The 17,846-nt window shown below is 64.1% G+C and carries 20 protein-coding genes; 4 read left to right on the top strand and 16 right to left on the bottom strand.

Annotated features, from left to right (window positions below; all coding sequences use genetic code 11):
* Positions 1–282 precede the first annotated feature (282 nt).
* Positions 283–1,017 (top strand): flagellar basal-body rod protein FlgF, encoded by a 735-nt coding sequence (flgF, locus tag V7P99_RS05515; RefSeq protein ID WP_333793864.1) that lies wholly within the window; start codon positions 283–285, stop codon positions 1,015–1,017.
* A gap of 50 nt (positions 1,018–1,067) precedes the next feature.
* On the top strand, positions 1,068–2,483 hold the full coding sequence (gene fliI / locus V7P99_RS05510) for a flagellar protein export ATPase FliI (protein ID WP_442909874.1): 1,416 nt from the start codon (positions 1,068–1,070) through the stop codon (positions 2,481–2,483).
* Between the two features lie 36 nt (positions 2,484–2,519).
* Here fliI and V7P99_RS05505 read toward each other — a convergent pair whose 3' ends face one another.
* The 15 genes from V7P99_RS05505 to V7P99_RS05435 form a co-directional block, all read right to left on the bottom strand.
* Positions 2,520–2,981, bottom strand: coding sequence for a hypothetical protein (locus tag V7P99_RS05505; RefSeq protein WP_333793789.1), 462 nt, complete (start codon positions 2,979–2,981; stop codon positions 2,520–2,522).
* Complete coding sequence (locus V7P99_RS05500) at positions 2,978–3,421, bottom strand: hypothetical protein (protein ID WP_333793788.1); 444 nt, start codon at positions 3,419–3,421, stop codon at positions 2,978–2,980. The genes V7P99_RS05505 and V7P99_RS05500 overlap by 4 nt, the downstream gene beginning before the upstream one ends.
* Positions 3,422–3,425: 4 nt before the next feature.
* Complete coding sequence (locus tag V7P99_RS05495) at positions 3,426–3,827, bottom strand: rod-binding protein (protein WP_333793787.1); 402 nt, start codon at positions 3,825–3,827, stop codon at positions 3,426–3,428.
* A 41-nt stretch (positions 3,828–3,868) separates the two neighbouring features.
* On the bottom strand, positions 3,869–4,276 hold the full coding sequence (locus tag V7P99_RS05490) for a hypothetical protein (protein WP_333793786.1): 408 nt from the start codon (positions 4,274–4,276) through the stop codon (positions 3,869–3,871).
* A gap of 5 nt (positions 4,277–4,281) precedes the next feature.
* The gene (locus tag V7P99_RS05485) at positions 4,282–5,037 is read right to left on the bottom strand and encodes a flagellar biosynthetic protein FliR (protein ID WP_333793785.1); all 756 of its coding nucleotides are present in this window, start codon (positions 5,035–5,037) and stop codon (positions 4,282–4,284) included.
* Entirely contained in the window at positions 5,034–7,121 is a 2,088-nt protein-coding gene (gene flhA, locus V7P99_RS05480) for a flagellar biosynthesis protein FlhA (protein ID WP_333793784.1), read from the bottom strand. The genes V7P99_RS05485 and flhA overlap by 4 nt, the downstream gene beginning before the upstream one ends.
* Positions 7,122–7,216: 95 nt before the next feature.
* The gene (locus tag V7P99_RS05475; protein ID WP_333793783.1) at positions 7,217–7,483 is read right to left on the bottom strand and encodes a flagellar biosynthetic protein FliQ; all 267 of its coding nucleotides are present in this window, start codon (positions 7,481–7,483) and stop codon (positions 7,217–7,219) included.
* Complete coding sequence (flgD, locus tag V7P99_RS05470; RefSeq protein WP_333793782.1) at positions 7,480–7,920, bottom strand: flagellar hook assembly protein FlgD; 441 nt, start codon at positions 7,918–7,920, stop codon at positions 7,480–7,482. Before flgD ends, V7P99_RS05475 begins: the two co-directional genes overlap by 4 nt.
* Entirely contained in the window at positions 7,917–8,348 is a 432-nt protein-coding gene (locus V7P99_RS05465) for a flagellar biosynthesis repressor FlbT (RefSeq protein WP_333793781.1), read from the bottom strand. The genes flgD and V7P99_RS05465 overlap by 4 nt, the downstream gene beginning before the upstream one ends.
* Positions 8,345–8,692 carry a flagellar biosynthesis regulator FlaF gene (flaF, locus tag V7P99_RS05460; RefSeq protein ID WP_333793780.1) on the bottom strand — a complete coding sequence of 116 codons (348 nt, stop codon included), beginning with the start codon at positions 8,690–8,692 and terminating at the stop codon, positions 8,345–8,347. The genes V7P99_RS05465 and flaF overlap by 4 nt, the downstream gene beginning before the upstream one ends.
* A gap of 32 nt (positions 8,693–8,724) precedes the next feature.
* Positions 8,725–9,774, bottom strand: coding sequence for a flagellar hook-associated family protein (locus V7P99_RS05455; RefSeq protein WP_333793779.1), 1,050 nt, complete (start codon positions 9,772–9,774; stop codon positions 8,725–8,727).
* 4 nt (positions 9,775–9,778) lie between these two features.
* Positions 9,779–11,206 carry a flagellar hook-associated protein FlgK gene (flgK, locus tag V7P99_RS05450; RefSeq protein ID WP_333793778.1) on the bottom strand — a complete coding sequence of 476 codons (1,428 nt, stop codon included), beginning with the start codon at positions 11,204–11,206 and terminating at the stop codon, positions 9,779–9,781.
* Between the two features lie 32 nt (positions 11,207–11,238).
* Positions 11,239–12,522 carry a flagellar hook protein FlgE gene (locus V7P99_RS05445; RefSeq protein WP_333793777.1) on the bottom strand — a complete coding sequence of 428 codons (1,284 nt, stop codon included), beginning with the start codon at positions 12,520–12,522 and terminating at the stop codon, positions 11,239–11,241.
* Positions 12,519–13,298 carry a response regulator transcription factor gene (locus V7P99_RS05440; protein ID WP_442909873.1) on the bottom strand — a complete coding sequence of 260 codons (780 nt, stop codon included), beginning with the start codon at positions 13,296–13,298 and terminating at the stop codon, positions 12,519–12,521. The genes V7P99_RS05445 and V7P99_RS05440 overlap by 4 nt, the downstream gene beginning before the upstream one ends.
* Before the next feature lie 353 nt (positions 13,299–13,651).
* A complete protein-coding gene (locus V7P99_RS05435) occupies positions 13,652–14,125 on the bottom strand; it encodes a nucleoside deaminase (RefSeq protein WP_333793776.1) in 474 nt (157 codons plus the stop codon).
* Between the two features lie 39 nt (positions 14,126–14,164).
* On the opposite strand from V7P99_RS05435, the gene V7P99_RS05430 reads away from it, so the two are divergent.
* Both V7P99_RS05430 and rsmD read left to right on the top strand, forming a co-directional pair.
* The gene (locus tag V7P99_RS05430; protein ID WP_333793775.1) at positions 14,165–15,361 is read left to right on the top strand and encodes a pseudouridine synthase; all 1,197 of its coding nucleotides are present in this window, start codon (positions 14,165–14,167) and stop codon (positions 15,359–15,361) included.
* Positions 15,361–15,927, top strand: a complete 567-nt coding sequence (gene rsmD / locus V7P99_RS05425) for a 16S rRNA (guanine(966)-N(2))-methyltransferase RsmD (RefSeq protein WP_333793862.1) — start codon at positions 15,361–15,363, stop codon at positions 15,925–15,927. The genes V7P99_RS05430 and rsmD overlap by 1 nt, the downstream gene beginning before the upstream one ends.
* A gap of 40 nt (positions 15,928–15,967) precedes the next feature.
* Here rsmD and mutL read toward each other — a convergent pair whose 3' ends face one another.
* Positions 15,968–17,782: a DNA mismatch repair endonuclease MutL gene (mutL, locus tag V7P99_RS05420; protein WP_333793774.1), complete on the bottom strand. Its 1,815-nt coding sequence runs from the start codon at positions 17,780–17,782 to the stop codon at positions 15,968–15,970.
* Positions 17,783–17,846: the final 64 nt, after the last annotated feature.

The raw sequence follows: 17,846 nt of genomic DNA, 5'->3' as shown, positions 1-17,846 counted from the left end.
GCCCTTGCTTCTCCATCAGGTCAGCCCGAGGCAAGGCATCCCGCACAGACTAAAGGCCTCTGCACGCTAGAGTACTTCCGGAAAGTGGGAACCGGTCATGGCGAAGCCATGCAAGTTAGAGTGTCCGAGAAGAAGCACGATCAAACAAAAACTTAGAGCCGTTCCCCGTTTCCACTCAGACTGGAGCGGCTCTAGACGAGAGATCAAGAGTATGGCCCGCGAATCATCATGTTCGCGACATGCGGCCGCCGCGGCAACCCGTTATTGGAAGAGAACGCGCTGATGCAGCCGAGCCTCTACGTCTCGCTCTCCGGACAGATGGCCCTGATGCGCCGCCTTGAAACCCTGGCTCACAATGTGGCCAACGTGAACACGGCGGGCTTCCGTGCTGAGGAGATCAAGTTCGACGAACTCTTGTCGCAGCGCACGGAACAGCCTACCTCGTTCGTGTCGGGCGGCAGCACATACATTTCGCGCGAAGCCGGTGCGGCGGTCCGCACTGAGAACCCGTTCGACGTTGCCGTCTCCGGCGACGCATGGCTCGCCTTCCAAGGCCCGAACGGCCCAGTCTACACGCGTGACGGCCGCATGACGATGACCCCTGAAGGGGATCTGCGCACGCTCAATGGCTATCCCGTCCTCGACGTCGGCGGCGGCGCCATCCAGCTCGACCCCAACGGCGGAACACCCGTCATCGCACGGGACGGCACCATCACGCAGGGCCAGCAACAGATGGGTGCACTCGGCTTGTTCACCATCCCGAACGAGGCGCGTCTCGCGCGATTCGGAAATTCTGGCGTTCTGCCGGACCGCCCTGCCGAGCCGGCGCTCGATTTCAACCGCGTCGGCGTCATGCAGGGCTTTATGGAGCAGGCCAACGTCAATCCGGTTTCCGAAATTTCACGCCTGATACAGATTCAGCGCGCGTTCGATTCGATCAGCAATTCCATGACGCGCTCCGAGGACACGCTGTCTTCGGCCGTGCGCACGCTCGGCGATACGAACGGCAGCAGCTGACGCACGGCGCCGATCTGGCGGGCCGGACCATCAAGTTTTGAGGAACGCCGATGAGCCTGGCAGCCCCTGACATCGGGCCCCCCGCGCCGAACGCCCCGCGACGGACGCCCAACGCTCTCGAACTCCTCGAGATGCGCATCAGAAACGCGGCTTCGGCCATTCCCCTGACGCGTCTCGGCGGCACGGTCACGCACGTCACGCCCGCCTACGTCCAGGTTTCCGGCCTCTCCCGGCATTTGAAGCTCGGCGATTGCATCGCCTTCGGCTCCTCCCTCACCCCGCCGCTCGGCGAGGTCGTACGCATCGACGAGGATGGGGCCACCATCAAGCCCTTCGACGTCGGTCTCAAGATCGGGCCCGGAGAGGCGGCCTGGCTCCACGGCGGCCAGAGCCTGCGTCCGGACGCGTCGTGGAAGGGCCGCGTCCTGAACGCGCTCGGCACCCCGATCGACGGCCAAGGCGCACTCCGCGAGGGCGCCCGCACGTATTCCTTCGACGCGGAGCCGCCCGCCGCCATGCAGCGCCAGCGCGTCCGCACCCCCCTCAAGACCGGCGTGCGCGTCCTGGATCTCTTCACGCCGCTGTGTGCCGGCCAGCGCATCGGCATCTTCGCGGGGTCTGGCGTCGGAAAATCGACACTCTTGTCGATGCTGGCGCGCTCGAGCGGTTTCGACACCGTCGTTCTGGCTCTCGTCGGCGAGCGCGGCCGCGAGGTTCGCGAGTTTCTGGAAGACGCGCTGGCGCAGAACCGCAGCCGTGCCGTCACCGTCGTCTCGACCGGCGACGAAAGTCCGATGATGCGCCGCCTGGCGCCCAAAACGGCCCTCGCCATAGCTGAATTCTTCCGCGACCAGGGAGACAGCGTGCTCCTCATCATCGATTCCGTCACCCGCTTCGCGCACGCCACGCGGGAGGTGGCGCTCGCGGCGGGAGAGGCTCCGGTCGCCCGCGGCTATACGCCCTCCGTCTTCAGCGAGTTGCCGAAGCTCCTCGAGCGGGCAGGCCCGGGCGCCGAAGGAACGGGCTCGATCACGGGGGTGTTCTCCGTTCTTGTCGATGGCGATGATCACAACGATCCCATCGCCGACAGCATTCGCGGCACGCTCGACGGCCACGTCGTTCTCGACCGCAAGATTGCCGATCAGGGCCGCTATCCGGCGGTCAACGTTCTGACGAGCGTCTCGCGTCTTGCCAACAGCGTGTGGTCGGCCGAGCAGCGCAAGCTCGTGATGATGCTGCGCGCCATGATCTCTCAATTCGAGGACACACGCGACCTGCGCTTGATGGGCGGCTACCAGAAAGGCGCGGACGCCGACCTCGACAGAGCGATCGAAATCGTTCCCAAGCTTTACGAGGCGATGAAGCAGACGCTGACCGATCCGCCGAGCAACGATCCCTTCCAGGAGATCGCCCGCGCCCTCACCGAGTCCAACGGCGAAGGCCAGGATCCTGCGCAGCCCCGGTGACGGGGCGGGATGATGCGAACCCCCGCCGCCCCACTGTCAGGACTTCGTACCGCCGCGCATATCCTTCTTGGGGATATAGGAGAGCTGGTCGATCAGAACATCGCGCACCATCTCGAGGCCGAGCCGCTTGTTGACGTTATCGCCGAGCCTCTTGGCCAACTCCGGCAGGTCCTGCTTCTTCATATTCTGGAAGTTGACCTGCTCGCCCGCATAGATGGTCTTGAACGCCTCGTCGAGCACGTAGACCTCCGGATCGACCGGCATCTTCGCCAGCGCGGTGGCGTCGACCGTGAAAACGAACTGCGCCACGATATAGCCCTGGATCGTTCCGGCACCGATGATCGGCACGTTGATCGCCTTCGTGCGGTATTCCTCAACCTTGACGTCGCCGTCGCCGGACGTCGGCAGTGCCATGCTCTTTTGCCAGTGCATCACGCCGAACGCAGCCACGAGCGACACGATCGACGCCCACACGCCGGCGAGAAGCAGTCTCATCATGAGCGCCACGCGGCCGTAGAGATCGCCTGTGTATAGGTGCCGTCCGACTCGGATTGTCGGATCGCATCGGCGATCGAGGTTGAGATTTCCCGCACGGCTTCCAGGTGCAGCCTGAGCACGGCCTGGTTCACGGCAAGCTTCACCTTGAGAGTGCCGACCCGCTGGGCGAGCGCCGGATCGGGCGGGCCGCCCTGCACCTGCCGCAGAGCACGCGTCAGCTCGAGCAGCGCCTGGCTCTTGCGGTCATTGAACTCCTTGAGGCTGACCGCCTTATGCGTCCGCAGCGCCAGCGTCTCCTGATCAACGATCTCCTCCAGCCGCTGCAGAGAGATCTCGAGCGTCGGCACGCTGCCGGCGCGTATCGCTCCCTGCGAGGCGAGCGGTACGGGTGCGCCTTCTCCAGGGAGCGGGGACATCGTCGGCGCGGACGGCTGGTACATGACGTTACTCTCCAACAAATGGTGGTTTGGCATCGAGCTGTGCGGAAGCGCCTCCCAGGTCTACCTGGTGGTGCATCACGTCGAGCGGATTGAAGCCACGTGGAAGAGCTGGCTCGAGGTGCCCCGAACGGATGAGATCGGCGATGCCGAGATTGCCGCGCTCGGCCACCTGCTCGGCAATCTTCTCCGACATCATCGACTTCCAGAAATCGCCGGAGATGCCAGAGCCGAACACGCTTTCGGAGGTCTCGGGCATCATCTCCTGGATGAACGTCTGCAGGACGAAGGCCTCGAACTTCTGCGCGGCGTCCGCGGTTTTGCGGACATGCGCGGCCGGCGTTGCTGATGCGGCTTCATGAAGCCGCGACGCCTGAGACAGGGGCCGAATTGTGAGATCTGCGGTCAACACCGACCTCCGCAGGATGATCTATCACGCCGGAGAATACCTCACCGGTCTTGCTCGGGGCTTGCGCCCGGGCGCGCCAATCTGGCTTCCAGCAGCCACTCGAGCTCCTGCCGCTCCTCCTCGCGCTGCTGCTCGGCAAAAACCTCTTGCGCCAACCGTTCCGAGTTGCGCATGCGTCCGCCATGCTCAGCGAGAACACGCGCCTGCGCCTCGAGCTGCGGAGCGAGCCGCGCCGCCTCCTGCTGCAGCGATTGGATGCGCCGCGCCGTCACATCCATGAACAGACTGTGCAGCGCTCCGTTATCCGACAGCGCTTCCGTAAGCTCTGCCTGCTCGGTCTCACAGCGCGTCACCCGCTGCTTGAGGCGCGCGAGCTTGAGTTCCTCGACGCTATGAAGGTGCCGCTGAACCTCGAGAATGCGCTTCAGACTGCGAGCACGGTCGCGCATGACAATCACCCGTTGGCTAGGAACATCTGGAACGCCGACAGGAACAGCGTCAGCGCTTCCTTGAACGTGAAGTAGAGCAGAAAAAGGCCGCCCGTCATCACGAACGGCGCCGAAATGAAATAGACCGGAATGATCGGCGTCAGCTTGTTCAGAATGCCAAACAAAAAGTTGACGATCAGCGAATAGGCGAGAAAGGGCGCGAGGAGCTGCGCGATCAGAATGAACGAATCCGACGCCGCATCCGCCACCTTCGAGAGCCCGAACTGCGGATCGTAGAGATCCGTCATCGAGAGCACCGAATAGGAGGCAACCAGCGCCCGCATCACGTCCACATGCAGCCCGAGCGCGAAGAGCAACACGGTGGCCGTGAGCGTGAGGAGCGTCGCCATGGCAGGCGCCGGCTCGTTCTCCTCGATTGCCGTATCCGCCATGCCGCTATAGCCGACGAGCATGCTCGCGGCCGTGCCCATGAACTGCAGCGCCAGAAAAAACAGGCGTGCCATGGTGCCGATCATGGCTCCGACGAGCGTTTCTGAAAGGATGAGCTGCGCAATGGTCGGCGCCGTCGCCCCGGCAAGAGCCGGCTGCACCACTGGAATGAGAAGCGGCGCCAGCGCAAGCGTCACCGAGACCGCGAGAAAAAGGCGCACCTGAACAGGAATGCGGCCACTTCCGAAGCCCGGCATCAGCATCAGGCAGCCCCCGATGCGGCAGAACAGCAGGAACGTGAGCAGCACCGTTCCTTGCGTGATCTCGGTCACGAGATGGTACCTAGCGCCTTCACCTGCACACCGCGCGCGATCTCGAGATGCGAGAGCACCGGCAACGTCGGGAACAGGCGCTCCGTCACCATGCGCACGTAAGGCCTCGCATCCGGCGCCGTGACGAGCACGAACTGGTGGCCCTGGTCGAGAAGCCCGCGGATCACCTTCGAAGCCTCGGCCCCGAACTGTTCGATCAGCCGCGGATCGATATCGAATTCGATCACCTCACCCTTGGCGTCGCGCTTAAGGCTCTGATGGAACGCCAGATCCCAGCGATTTCCGAGCCGCAGCACCTTGAGCACGCCTGCTTCCGAGAGATCGCCGCAGATCTGCTGTGCCATGCGCACGCGAACATGTTCGGCAAGCTGCTCGGAGCGGCGCACGTGCGGCGCCACTTCCGCGATGCTCTCCAGAATGAGATGCAGATTGCGGATGGATATGCGCTCCGCAAGCAGCAGCTTGAGCACCGCCTGCAGCCCCGAGTAGGAAAGCTGCGATGGGATGATCTCGTCGACGAGACGCTTGTATTCGGGCTCCAGGCGATCGATGAGCGCCCGCATGTCCTTGTACGACAGGAGCTGCGACAGGTTCCCCCGGATCACCTCGCGCAAATGCGTCAGCATCACCGACATCGGATCGACCGGGCTGAAACCTTCGCGCTTCACCGTGTTGGCGAACATTTCCGAGACCCACATCGCCTTCATGCCGAACGCGGGCTCGCGGGCCTCGTCGCCAGGCACGTCCGGCACGGGACCGTCGCCAGTGATGACGAGCACATCGCCGATGCGCAGCTCCTCCGAGGCGATGACAGTGCCGTGGATCTTGATCTGGTACGTCTTGCCCGGAATGGCGAGATCGTCGCTGATGCGGATATCCGGCACCACGAAGCCATATTGCTTGGCGAAGGCCCTCCGCATGCGCCCGACACGATGCGCAAGCTCGCCCTGGGACGCGAGGAGAGACGTCGAGAGCTGCTTCCCAAGCGCGATCTCGACTTCGGCGGTCTTGAGCTGTTCCTTGACCGACTGCCGGGCTTCCTCCTGGGAGAGGCGGTCCGCCTCTTTCTTGATCGCCTCCTCGGCCGCTTTTGCCTCCGCGATTTTTTTCGGGATCGAGATCGAGACGAAGATGAGACCGCCGGCAAGAACAGCGAACGGCAGGAACGGCAGCCCCGGCGCCACCGCAAGGGCCAGCAGCACGGCACCCGCCACCGCGAGCGCGCGCGGATAGTTGCCGAGCTGCGAGATGACCGTCATTTCGGCGGACCCGCGCGTCCCGCCTTTCGAGACCAGCAGGCCGGCCGCCAGCGAGATGATGAGCGCCGGGATCTGCGTCACGAGGCCGTCGCCGACGGAGAGCCGCACGAACACGTCAGCCGCGACTCCGAAGTCCATCTCGTGGCGCGTCACGCCGATGATGATGCCGCCGAAGATATTGACGGCCGTGATGATGAGGCCGGCGATGGCATCGCCGCGCACGAACTTGGAGGCGCCGTCCATGGAGCCGAAGAAGGAGCTTTCCTCCTCGAGCTCCCGTCGCCGCCGCATCGCCTCCTGCTCATCGATATTGCCAGCGGAGAGATCAGCATCGATGGCCATCTGCTTTCCCGGAATGGCATCGAGCGTGAACCTCGCGCCGACCTCGGCGATGCGCGTCGCGCCCTTGGTGATGACGACGAAGTTCACCGTTATCAGAATCAGGAACACGACGACGCCGATGACGAAGTCGCCGCCCATGACGAAATTGGCGAAGCCCGCGATGACGTGCCCAGCGGCCGTCGGCCCCTCAGCGCCTTCGGAGAGGATGAGGCGGGTCGTCGCGACGTTGAGCGAGAGCCGCAGCATCGTCGCGATCAGGAGCACGGTCGGGAACGCCGAGAATTCGAGCGGCCGATGGATCCACAGCGACACCATGAGGATCAGCACGGCGAAGGCGATGGAGAACGCCAGCCCGACGTCGATCATGATGGCCGGCAGCGGCAGGAACAGCACCGTCAGGATGACGACGATGCCGATCGCAAACCCGATGTCTCGCATGTTGCTGAACAGCGAGATACTCTGAACGGCGGCACTCGTGGCCATACGACCTCCCGGCACAGTAACGAGCCGGGAGTTTCAGCGATCAACCTTGCGCGAGGGTCGCCGCCAGCCGCAGTCGCACCGAGAAGCCGGGAGCGTCAGAAGCCGTTCGGAATGCGTGCGTAGGTCTGCTCGGCAAACGAGAAGATGACCGAGCCGACGAACGGCGCCGAGAGAGCCATGACAGCCAGGATGGCGAGGATTTTCGGAACGAACGTGAGCGTGATCTCTTGCACCTGCGTCAGCGCCTGCACGAGCGCGATCGAGATGCCGACCAGCATCGCGGCGATCACGGCCGGTGAGGACGCGAGCACGATGGTCCAGATCGCCGCCTGCCCGATATCGAGCGCGTCCGCAGGGTTCATGCAGCAGCTTCCTCCTCGCCGCCGGCAGGAGGCGTGGCGGAGATCTTGACGCCCGCATCGAGCAGCAGCTCCGTGCCGTCCTCGAGCGCCACCACGGTGCCGTTCGAGTAGATGTGCACCTCTTTGACCACGCCCGTGATTTTGTCATCCATCGACGTGACGGTCTTCCCGATCAGCCCGTCGACCTGCGTCAGGGCCTGCGAGATGAGCAGCGCATCGAGCTTGCTGTTGGTCCGGATCGCCTGCTCGACGTTCGAGAACGAGGCGAGCTGCGCCACGAACTGCGTCGCGTCCATGGGATTGGTCGGATCCTGATACTGCATCTGAGCAGTCAGAAGCTTCAGGAAGGAATCGTAGTTGAGCGAGGCAGAAGCCGCCGCTGACGCCGTAGTTGGCTCGCGGCCGGTTGCCGAAGTTACACCATCGACGGTCGTCATGCGCTTGCTCCCACGAGTTTGAGCTCTGCAACGCGGTGTCCCCCCAGGATTGCATCCTCCATCGGGATCAGCGAGCGGACTGTTTTCAATGCGGCGAAGGGCGATCCCTCCTCCACCTGCGCACGAATAACCTCGAGGCCCGCCCGCACCATGTTATTTGAGAAGGCTTGCGTCAGCATTTCCATGGTTTCTTCGAAGATGCCGCTTGTCATCTCGACGCCGCGCGGCTCGAGGATCATTGTCTGCAGAATGTAATAGAGCTGCCTCAGCGGCGTGGTGGTCTGCTGCCCCTGCAGGATCTCGTGCTCGACGAGATACGGTACGTCGTTGAGGATCTCGAACGAGGCGCGCCCTTCGGATTTCAGCACCGCACCGTTGATGAAAATCCGCTCTCCTGGCCGCAGGGCAATCCGCTTTTTGTTGCTCATCCCAGCCCCTCCGAAATGGTCCGCGACACATCGATAAGCCCGGCGAAGTTCGTCGAGCGGCCCTGCCGTATTTCCTCCGTCTCGCGCATCACCCAAAGGCCGATGGAGACGAGATCCGCTCTCAGCTTCGGCGGCAGCTCGTTCTCGGACTTCGCGAGATCCTCGATGAAAATTCCCCAAAGCTTGCGCACGAAGTAGATCGCCTCGATGGACTCACGCGACTGGGCGCCCTGCCTCCGCGCCTCCTCGAGCAGCGCGATCGAGCGTTCGAGCGCGGATCGCTCGTTGTCACGCGCCTCCTTAGGCGATTCGTCGAGAACCTCGTTGTAGTAGAACTTGTACATGGAGCTCCTGGATCTCCCGGCGCTACCGCGCCTTAGATGTGGTTGAGCAGGCTAAGGTTCTGGAGACGTGCGGTTAGGGCGTAAGCGGTTTCGATCTGGGTCAGGAGGGAGTTCACCTTCACGGTGGCTTCGTAGGGATCCACGTTCTCAAGCTGCACGATGTGCTCGTTGAGCAGCGATTTCTGGATGTCGATGCGATCGTTCGCTGCCGCGATCCGCTCCTGCGACGTGCCGAGCCCCGCGCGAAGCTGCGTCAGGTCTGCCGTCGCTTGGCCGACCACCTCGATCGCCTTGTTGATCACCGCGAGATAGGCCTCTGAATCGAGCTCCTCGAGCCCGATGTCGGCAATCATCGTGTAGGCCTGTGCGAGCGCCCGGAACGGCTCGGCGTTAGCGTTGGTCGAGGTTTCGATACGCTCGTTGGTGGAGATGCGGCTGGTGATGTTCTGGTCGGACGCGGACGACCACGTCGTCGTCCAATTCGCGCTGTCGAACAGGTCTGCAAACGCACCGTCAAGGAACGCTTCCATCTGCGCGCCGGTTATATTTTCGACGCCCGCCGCCGATTGCGCCATTCCAAATTCAGCCGTGAACGCATTGGCCATCGCCGTCTGCGCGGCCGATGCCGGCGTATCGAAATAGGTCGTGATCGGCTTCACGTCGGTATTGACGCCGGAGAAGATGTGCGTGCCGTTGACGGTCGTGTTCAGTGCGGCCGTAAACGACGTGAGCTTGTTCTTGGCATCCGTAATGGCGACGCTCGCGCTCGAGGGCGCCGCCCGCGCTGCCATGAGCGTGCTGAGAAACGCCTCCGCAGCTTCCGCAACACCATCAAGCGTGGTCTGCGTCAGCTCGAGCCGGGCCGACGCGACGACGTTGGTATCCCGGAACGTCTGGAGCCGCGCATGATCCTGCCTCAACGAAACGGTGCGCTGCGTCAGATAGCCGAGTGTCATGCCCACGTCGGCGTAGCGCCCTGTGCTCGCCTCTTTCTGCGCTTCGATCAGCTTGGCCTGCAGGTTAACACGGCTCTCACGCGTCGCGTGGACAATGGCCAGTGTCGAGATGGAGCTGGTTTTCATGTCACTACCTGATGGCCCCCAGAAGCGCGTTGTACATGTCGTCGACAACGGAGATGAGCTTCGACGACGTGGCGAACGAGCGCTCGATCTCGAGCAGCAGCGATAGCTCCTCGTCGAGGTTGACGCCCGTTACGCGGGTGAAGGCCTCAAAGGTGTGCTGGAGTAGCGTATTTTGATACGTGTAGTTGTCGTCAGCGACCTTCCTTTGCTCCTGTAGCCACCCGACCGAGATGGCGGAGAATTCGGCAAGCGTTCCACCCGCGATCTTCGTTGCGGGATCGAAGGCGTTGGCCTCTCCCATCTTCTCGATCAGCTCATCGATGCGGTCCGTGAAACTGGCCAGATTATCCACGTTGTACGTAAACGTGATGCCGTCTCGCAGGAGATTGGCATTGCCGCCCTGGTCTGGATCGACGCTGGCGTTGACCTGGATGCGGCCGGCAAGCCCGCTCGTCAGCCCTGTCGGGATTGCGGCCGAGCCTGCGTCGTTGAAGAGGCCGGCAACGGCGGGCGTCCCCTCCGAAAACGTCGTGATCAAGACGCGCGCGATCTCGTCGAGCTGCGCTTCGTACGAGAGAGAGATGTCGTCTCGCGCCTGCACGAGGCCCACGATGCGCCCCGACTGGAGCGGCATGGTGGCGCCAGCTCCCGTCACCTGCACGCCGTCGATATAGATCGCGCCGCCCGGAACGCCCGGCGTCGCATTGAGTGTGCGCTCGAACACGATGGTGCGCGGTGACCTGTCGAACAGCGTCACGCCGCCGTCCGTGTAGATCGCCATATCGTTGTTCTCGCGGGAAACAGCGCGGACGCCCATCTCGTTCGAGAGATTGGCGAGAACCTCGTCGCGCTGGTCCATGTAGTCGGTGACGTCGCGCCCTTGAACGGTTCCCTTCACGATTTCGTCGTTAAGCGATTGGAATTGGGAAAGCAGCGAGTTGACGCGATCGACAGAGGCCTGGATCCCGGCATCGGCCTCGTTGCGCACGGACTGCACGGCAGCGGCCGCACTGTTGAGACCCGTCGCAAGGTTACGCGCCGAGCGCACGGCGGCCTCGGCCGCGAGCTGGCTATGCGGCTGCGCGGAAAAGCTCTGCAGTCCGCTCAGGAGCTTGTTGATCAGCGCCGCCGGCGACCCGTCGAGCTCCACGTCGTTGATCGTCGTATTCAGCATGTCGAGCGAATCGAGCACAGCTGAATACATGGCCGTCTGCGACGACGACGACAGGATCTTGCGGAAGAGGACCGGATCCTCGGCCCGCACCACGGCGGACGTGCGCACGCCCGCGCCGGTCAGCGTCACGACCTCGACGGACTTGCGCGAGTAGAAGGCCCGATCGGCGTTGGCGATGTTGCGAGAGACGAGACTCGTGCGTTCGCTCGATACGAACAGAGAGGAGTTTGCCGTAGACAAACTTGCCGAAAGGCTCATTGCGCGTCATTCCCCCCTGGTCCTCGCTCGCGTTAGCGCTTGAGGTTGACGAGGACCTCCATGAGCTCACCGCCCGTCTGGAACACCTTGGAATTCGCCGTAAACGCGAACTGCGATTCGATCATCGTCGTCAGCTCGTTTGCTGTATCGACAGTCGACTTCTCGAGCGCCGACGAACGGATCGTTCCGAACGCCGACGTGCCCGGCATGCCGATCTGCAGATTTCCCGAGGTCGCGCTCAGCGAATAGACGTTACCCGCCTCCGGCGTCAGGTTGTCGGGACTTGGCACCGTCGCCAGCGGAATCTGGAAAATCGGCACGCGCGCGCTGTTGCCATAGACGGCATAGAGAATGCCATCCGGCGCGAACTCGACGCCCTCCACGGAGCTCGGTTTGTTGCCGTTTATGGTCGGCGCCAGAACCTGGAAGCCCTCGGCGAGCTCCGTCGTCTGAGACAAGTCGAGGGTTAAGGACTGACCATTAGGGACCGGGATACTGATAGAGGTGGGGCTAGCCGGAATAATGGGCGGCCCTGCATCACCTTCATGCAGACGTCCAGTCGCAGGATCGAACGTTAATGTTTCCGTGATCAGCGCGCCAGAGGAATAGGGAAATGGATCCGTCGACGAAGCAGCCCCGTCAGCGCTGAAGACAGTCATCTCCCATGTGTTGGTGCCCGTCTTCGTGTAATAGATGTCGAGCGTCACTTCGCGCCCGACGTTGTCGATCGCGGTAATGGAGCTCTTCGCCGTGTACTCGGCGCCGGAAGCGTTCCCTGAAGGAGGCGTGCCCATAATTTCGGCACTAACTGGCAAGTTGGCATGGAAGGTGCCGCGCGTGGACGGCGTCGCTTCGAGCGACATGGTGGCGATGTTGACCTCGGCCAGTCCCGCCGTGCTGTTCGAAGCCGACGCCGCTGAGCCGTTGACAATCGGGTAGCCGAGCAGCTTGAAGCCCGCCGCGTTAACGAGGTAGCCCTGATCGTCCTTCACGAACGAGCCCGCGCGCGTGAGATAGGTGGAATCGCTGCCGTCCGACACTAGGAAGAAACCCTGGCCGCTCACGGCAAGGTCCGTCGTCGACGTCGTATAATCGAAGCCGCCCTGCTCCGAGATGCCGTAGCGGATCGTCGTGTCGACGCTGCCCGGCACGTAGCTGCCCTTTCCGGACTCAAGCACCACCGTCGAGAAGGCCGTAAAAGCGCGCTTGTAGCCGTGCGTACTGGCGTTAGCGATGTTGTCGGATACGGTCCCGAGGCGGCTCGATTGCGCTGCCATGCCGGACGCGCTGGTCCGCATCATGCCGGAGATGCTCATACGACGGGGTCCTTTGCGAAATGCTCTGACCGTGCAAGTAGAGCATCCGCATCTTGCGCGGGGCTGGACGGACCGCGTGCCGCGCCGGCCTTTTCAGTAGGCGCCTCAGCCATCAGCCGGTAGCCGAGATACCGCTTGGAATCGATCGGATCGTAGCCGAGCCGGTGCCGCAGCCGCTTCCTGAGCTTGCTGATGTGGCTCTCGACGACGTTTTCGTCGATGTCCTCGCTAAAGAGCCCATAGACGGAATTGAAGATCTGCGTTTTGTTGATCCGGCAACCGCGGTTCGCGACCAGATGTTCGAGGATGCGCCGCTCACGCCTTGGGAGTTGCAACACCTCCCCGTTGATCTCCGGATCGCGTCCATCGAAGAAGACGCGCATGTCGCCGACGTCGGTATAGTCCGCCTGCCCGCTCGCACGCCGCCGGATCGCCTTGACTCGGGCGATGATCTCGCGCGCATGGATCGGCTTCCGGACCACGTCATCCACGCCCGCCGCGAAGAGATCCAACGTCTCCTCGAGCGACCGGTTTTCGTTCATGGCAATGATGGCCGCAAGCGACGACCGATGACGGATGGCCCTGGCAAGGCCGCCGCGGTTGTCGCAGGTGCCCAGCACGAATGCCTCGATGGACCGTATGTCCGCCTCGGAGATGGCACGCACCCAGCCCTCAAATTCACACGGCGCCAGCCCGCACGCCGAAACGCCTTCCTTATCGAACCAGGACGCATAGCCCTCTGTTACGGTCGGCCGCTCGTCCACAACGACGATCATGTGATGTCCCCCCGCCCATAGGCACCCCCGAATCACCAACGCAACACCACCCGACCGGGATGCATTGCGTTGCCTTTTTGATCAACGATTTGTTGAGGATTTCTCGGAGACTGCAGTGATTCGCTCTTGTGGTGTTGCGTAAAACAACCACCCGCAGCGGGCGCACCTACGGTACGATACGTACTTTCATACGGAAACCGGCAAGGCGTCCGGCTCACCATGAAAATACTGGAATATGAAGTTCTTGAGCCTAACCGCCAGAGACTTAGGTTGCACGCAGGCGGCCAACGGGAATCGGGGCATATGCATCAAGAGCATTGCATCGGCCGTATAGACGAGGCTTTGGGCCCCGCTCACCGCGTCTCATCGATCCGCCGGGAGGCGAAGAAGGCTTTCAGGATGGCGCTGGCCTCTCCCTCGCCCAGACCGGGATAGAGTTCCGGCCGATGATGACACGTCGCGTGACTGAAGACTCGCGGTCCATGCTCGACACCCCCGCCCTTGGGATCGGGCGCGCCGTAATAGAGGCGCCGGATGCGCGCGAACGAGATCACCGCTGCGCACATCGGGCAGGGTTCGAGCGTTACATAGAGATCGTGCTCGATGAGGCGCTCGCTACCGAGCCTTGCTGCAGCATCGCGGATGACGAGCATCTCGGCGTGGGCGGAGGGATCGGACAGCTCGCGCGTCCGGTTGCCTTGCGCTGCGATCACCTCGCCTGAGGGCGCGACGAGCACGGCGCCGACGGGAACCTCGCCACGGGCTGCGGCAGAACGGGCTTCGGCGAGCGCGCGTTCCATGTGGCCGAGAGGGGCAGGCGGTGCCATAAGGTCGTCTTCCATTTTTCCGTGCCGAGCCCCTGCATCATGCGCAAGCCATCCTTCCGACATCGCCCGCCCACGGGCAAGCCGCAAACCGGCCGGCGCAGCCCCCGCCAAGAGGACGAGGGCAAAAAGTCCGGCCGCGAGGAGCAGGCATCGCCTGCCCGCGCCAGCACGCGTAGCGGCAAACGCGCCGCCCTAAACAAAAAGCGCAGCGCGGGCAAGGAGCGGCCCAAATCCGCCGACGAGCGGACCGGGCCGCCCCCCGGCGTGCGGGTCCGCAGCCGCAAGGCCCCGAGCGGCTCGCGATACGATCGCATGGACCGGCCCGAATGGCGCGCGGCACGGGAAGCCTCCGAAGCACGGAGCGGCGCGCGCCGCAGCGGAGCACGTGAGGCGCGGGCAGAGCGCCCGTCGGTCACCGAGCCGATGCGCATCGCCAAGGCGATGGCGCGCGCCGGCCTCTGCTCGCGGCGCGAAGCGGAGCGGTGGATCACCGATGGGCGCGTGAGCGTCAACGGCGAGGTGCTCAAGACACCGGCCATCGAGGTCAAGCCGAGCGACCGTGTGCTCGTCGACGGGCGGCCGTTACCCGTTGCAGAGCCCGCTCAACTCTGGCGCTACAATAAACCTAAGGGGATGGTGACGACCCACAACGATCCCCAGGGTCGCCCGACCGTGTTCGACAACCTGCCGCCGGCGTTGCCTCGCGTGATCTCGGTGGGACGGCTCGACTTCAATACGGAGGGACTGATCCTGCTCACCAACGACGGGGAGCTCGCACGTCATCTCGAACTGCCTACGACGGGATGGATGCGCCGCTACCGCGTGCGAGCAAAGGGACGGGTGACGCAAACCGATCTCGACAAGCTGATCGAAGGCGTCGAAATCGAAGGCGTACGTTACGGGCCCGTCGAAGCCGCGATCGATTCGGCGCAAGGGGCCAACATGTGGCTGTCCGTCGGCATCCGCGAGGGCAAGAACCGCGAGGTGCGCAAGCTGCTTGCCTACCTCGGCCTCGAGGTCAACCGGCTGATCCGCGTCTCGTTCGGCCCGTTCCAGCTGCTCGAGCTGAAGCCCGGAGAGGCCGAGCCCGTCAAGCGGCGCACGCTGGCCGGTGAGCTCGGCTCGAAGCTCGCGGCAACCTTCGGCCTCATCGACGACGCCGAGGAGAAGCCGCGCAAGGCCGCCGGCCGGCCTCCACGGGGAGGCAAGCGCAAAGATCCACGGGAGGCGAAATGATGCGTGTCGTCGGTGGCCGGTTTCGCGGCCGCCCGCTGGCAGCGCCGCAGCACCCTGGATTGCGGCCCACGTCCGACCGCGTGCGCGAGTCGGTGTTCAACATCCTCGAGCACGGCATTGCCGATTTTGCTCTCGACGGCGCGCGCGTGATCGATCTCTTTGCCGGAACGGGTGCTCTCGGCATCGAAGCCCTCTCGCGCGGGGCCGGCTATTGCCTCTTCGTGGAGGAGGCGCCCGAGGCGCGCGCGCTCATCCGCACCAACGTCGAAGGGATGGGCCTCACAGGCGCCACGCGCATCTTCCGCCGCGACGCGACGGATCTCGGCCCGGCCGGGAACATGGCGCCTTACGCGCTCGCGTTTCTCGACCCGCCCTATGGGCAAGGGCTCTGCGAGAAGTCCCTCGCCGCGCTGCGCGACGGGAATTGGCTCCTGCCCGGGGCCGTGATCGTCGTGGAAGAGCGGGCAAAGGCCGGCGTCGTGCTTCCAGAAGGCTTCACGGAGATCGACCGGCGAACCTGGGGCGATACGCAAGTGGTGTTCGGGCGCGTCTCGTCATCCGGATAACGAACGCCTGCTGCCGCGTCGGCTTGCAACACAAAGCGCCCTACGTGCGGCCGAAAAGGCGCTCGATATCCGCGAGCTTGAGCTCGACGTAGGTCGGCCGGCCGTGATTGCATTGGCCGGAAAACGGCGTCGCCTCCATCTCGCGCAGGAGTGCGTTCATCTCAGCGCCCGTCAGGCGGCGGCCGGCACGCACGCTGCCGTGGCACGCCATGCGCGAGGCGACAGCCTCGAGACGATCGCGCAGCGGCGTGCCGCTCCCGTCGGCAAGGAGATCCGCAGCAAGGTCCCGGACGAGATCATCCACGTCGCTCGTGCCGAGCAAGGCCGGGACCTCCCGCACGGCAACGGCAGCCGGGCCGAAGCGATCCAGCACGAGACCTAGCTCCGCCAGATCCGCCGCCTTCTCCTCGAGCACCATCGCCTCGTCGTGGCTGACCTCGACGACCGCCGGAATGAGCAACGCCTGACGCGCGACCCCCCCATTGGCGATGGCGCGCTTCAAGCGCTCGTAAACCAGCCGTTCATGCGCCGCATGCTGGTCGACGATGATGACAGAGGTTTCGGTCTGCGCGACGATATAGGTCTCGTGAAGCTGGGCGCGGGCGGCGCCAAGGGGGCGGCGCTCGTCATCCTTCGAGATCGCAGCATCATGGGCGCTGGTGTCGGCTGTGGGCAGATCCGCGGCCGCGAAGGGCGCTTGATCAACCTCCGCAAAGCCTGCTGGCGACACCCTGTCGAAACCGAATGTCTGCGACTGCAGAGAGGTCCTCCCCTGCGCAACGATCGGCGGGACCGTGACCGCGGGCGCACGGGCAAGCGTCTCGATCGCACGCGCGCCCCCCTCGGCACTGGCGCGAAATCCCGCACTTTCCAGTGCATGGCGCAGCGCGCCGATCAGAAGCGAACGCACGGCGGCATTGTCGCGGAAGCGGACCTCGACCTTCGCCGGATGCACATTGACGTCGACTTCAGTCGGCGGCAGATCGACGAACACGGCGAGCAGCGGATGGCGCCCGCGTGGCACCAGATCGCCATAGGCAGCACGCACGGCGCCGACCATCAGCTTGTCGCGCACCGGACGACCGTTGACGAACAGGAACTGATAGGCGGCGTCGGGGCGATGCAAGGTCGGGAGGCCCGCAAAGCCGCGCACGCTTATGCCTTCGCGCACGCCTGACACCGGCACCGCGTCGGCCATGAACGCGCGCCCCATGATGCGGCCAAGGCGTTCGAGCATGCCATCAGCGGTGGCCGCGCACCGCGGCAGGCTGAGCCCCGTGCGCTCACCCATGGTGAGCGAGAAACCGACATGCGGATGCGCCATGGCCAGCCGCTTCACCGCCTCGGAGACCGCGAGATTTTCTGCGCGCTCCGATTTCAGGAACTTGAGGCGGGCGGGCGTTGCTGAGAATAGGCTCCGCACCTCGACGCGCGTGCCGGGGTTCAGCGCCGCCGGCTTCGGCTCACCGCGCACGCCCCGATCGACGGTGATCTCGAAGGCATCGCGCATCTCCCGAGGCCGCGACGCGATGGCGAGCCGGGCGATGGAACCGATGGAAGGAAGGGCTTCCCCGCGAAACCCAAGCGTCTCGATGGCGAGCAGATCCTCTCCCGTGAGCTTGGACGTGGCATGGCGCTCGACGGAGAGCGAGAGGTCCTGCTTATCCATGCCACGGCCGTCATCGGTAACGCGAATGAGCGATAATCCGCCGGCGGCCGTAACCACCTCGATCTCCGAGGCGCCGGCGTCCAGCGCATTCTCCACCAGCTCCTTGACGACGCTCGCCGGCCGCTCGACGACTTCGCCGGCCGCGATGCGGTTGACGGTTGCGGGGCTCAACTGGCGGATGGCCATCGTGACGGCAGGGTCCTCGTGATGATGATGATGTAATTGGCTCGACGGGCGCGGCGGCGCGCGC

It is taken from the genome of Hyphomicrobium sp., from assembly GCF_036780825.1.
Lineage (GTDB): Bacteria > Pseudomonadota > Alphaproteobacteria > Rhizobiales > Hyphomicrobiaceae > Hyphomicrobium_C.
The sequence above is the reverse complement of the archived record's forward strand: the minus strand, read 5'-3'. Positions and strand labels throughout refer to the sequence as shown.

What these genes read in the sequence shown, in the direction of transcription:
- flgF (WP_333793864.1), top strand. Translation starts at nt 283, where the DNA reads ATGCAGCCGAGCCTCTACGTCTCGCTCTCCGGACAGATGGCCCTGATG.
- fliI (WP_442909874.1), top strand. Translation starts at nt 1,068, where the DNA reads ATGAGCCTGGCAGCCCCTGACATCGGGCCCCCCGCGCCGAACGCCCCG.
- V7P99_RS05505 (WP_333793789.1), bottom strand. Translation starts at nt 2,981, where the DNA reads ATGATGAGACTGCTTCTCGCCGGCGTGTGGGCGTCGATCGTGTCGCTC.
- V7P99_RS05500 (WP_333793788.1), bottom strand. Translation starts at nt 3,421, where the DNA reads ATGTACCAGCCGTCCGCGCCGACGATGTCCCCGCTCCCTGGAGAAGGC.
- V7P99_RS05490 (WP_333793786.1), bottom strand. Translation starts at nt 4,276, where the DNA reads ATGCGCGACCGTGCTCGCAGTCTGAAGCGCATTCTCGAGGTTCAGCGG.
- flhA (WP_333793784.1), bottom strand. Translation starts at nt 7,121, where the DNA reads ATGGCCACGAGTGCCGCCGTTCAGAGTATCTCGCTGTTCAGCAACATG.
- V7P99_RS05475 (WP_333793783.1), bottom strand. Translation starts at nt 7,483, where the DNA reads ATGAACCCTGCGGACGCGCTCGATATCGGGCAGGCGGCGATCTGGACC.
- flgD (WP_333793782.1), bottom strand. Translation starts at nt 7,920, where the DNA reads ATGACGACCGTCGATGGTGTAACTTCGGCAACCGGCCGCGAGCCAACT.
- V7P99_RS05465 (WP_333793781.1), bottom strand. Translation starts at nt 8,348, where the DNA reads ATGAGCAACAAAAAGCGGATTGCCCTGCGGCCAGGAGAGCGGATTTTC.
- flaF (WP_333793780.1), bottom strand. Translation starts at nt 8,692, where the DNA reads ATGTACAAGTTCTACTACAACGAGGTTCTCGACGAATCGCCTAAGGAG.
- V7P99_RS05455 (WP_333793779.1), bottom strand. Translation starts at nt 9,774, where the DNA reads ATGAAAACCAGCTCCATCTCGACACTGGCCATTGTCCACGCGACGCGT.
- flgK (WP_333793778.1), bottom strand. Translation starts at nt 11,206, where the DNA reads ATGAGCCTTTCGGCAAGTTTGTCTACGGCAAACTCCTCTCTGTTCGTA.
- V7P99_RS05445 (WP_333793777.1), bottom strand. Translation starts at nt 12,522, where the DNA reads ATGAGCATCTCCGGCATGATGCGGACCAGCGCGTCCGGCATGGCAGCG.
- V7P99_RS05440 (WP_442909873.1), bottom strand. Translation starts at nt 13,298, where the DNA reads ATGATCGTCGTTGTGGACGAGCGGCCGACCGTAACAGAGGGCTATGCG.
- V7P99_RS05435 (WP_333793776.1), bottom strand. Translation starts at nt 14,125, where the DNA reads ATGGCACCGCCTGCCCCTCTCGGCCACATGGAACGCGCGCTCGCCGAA.
- V7P99_RS05430 (WP_333793775.1), top strand. Translation starts at nt 14,165, where the DNA reads ATGCGCAAGCCATCCTTCCGACATCGCCCGCCCACGGGCAAGCCGCAA.
- rsmD (WP_333793862.1), top strand. Translation starts at nt 15,361, where the DNA reads ATGCGTGTCGTCGGTGGCCGGTTTCGCGGCCGCCCGCTGGCAGCGCCG.
- mutL (WP_333793774.1), bottom strand. Translation starts at nt 17,782, where the DNA reads ATGGCCATCCGCCAGTTGAGCCCCGCAACCGTCAACCGCATCGCGGCC.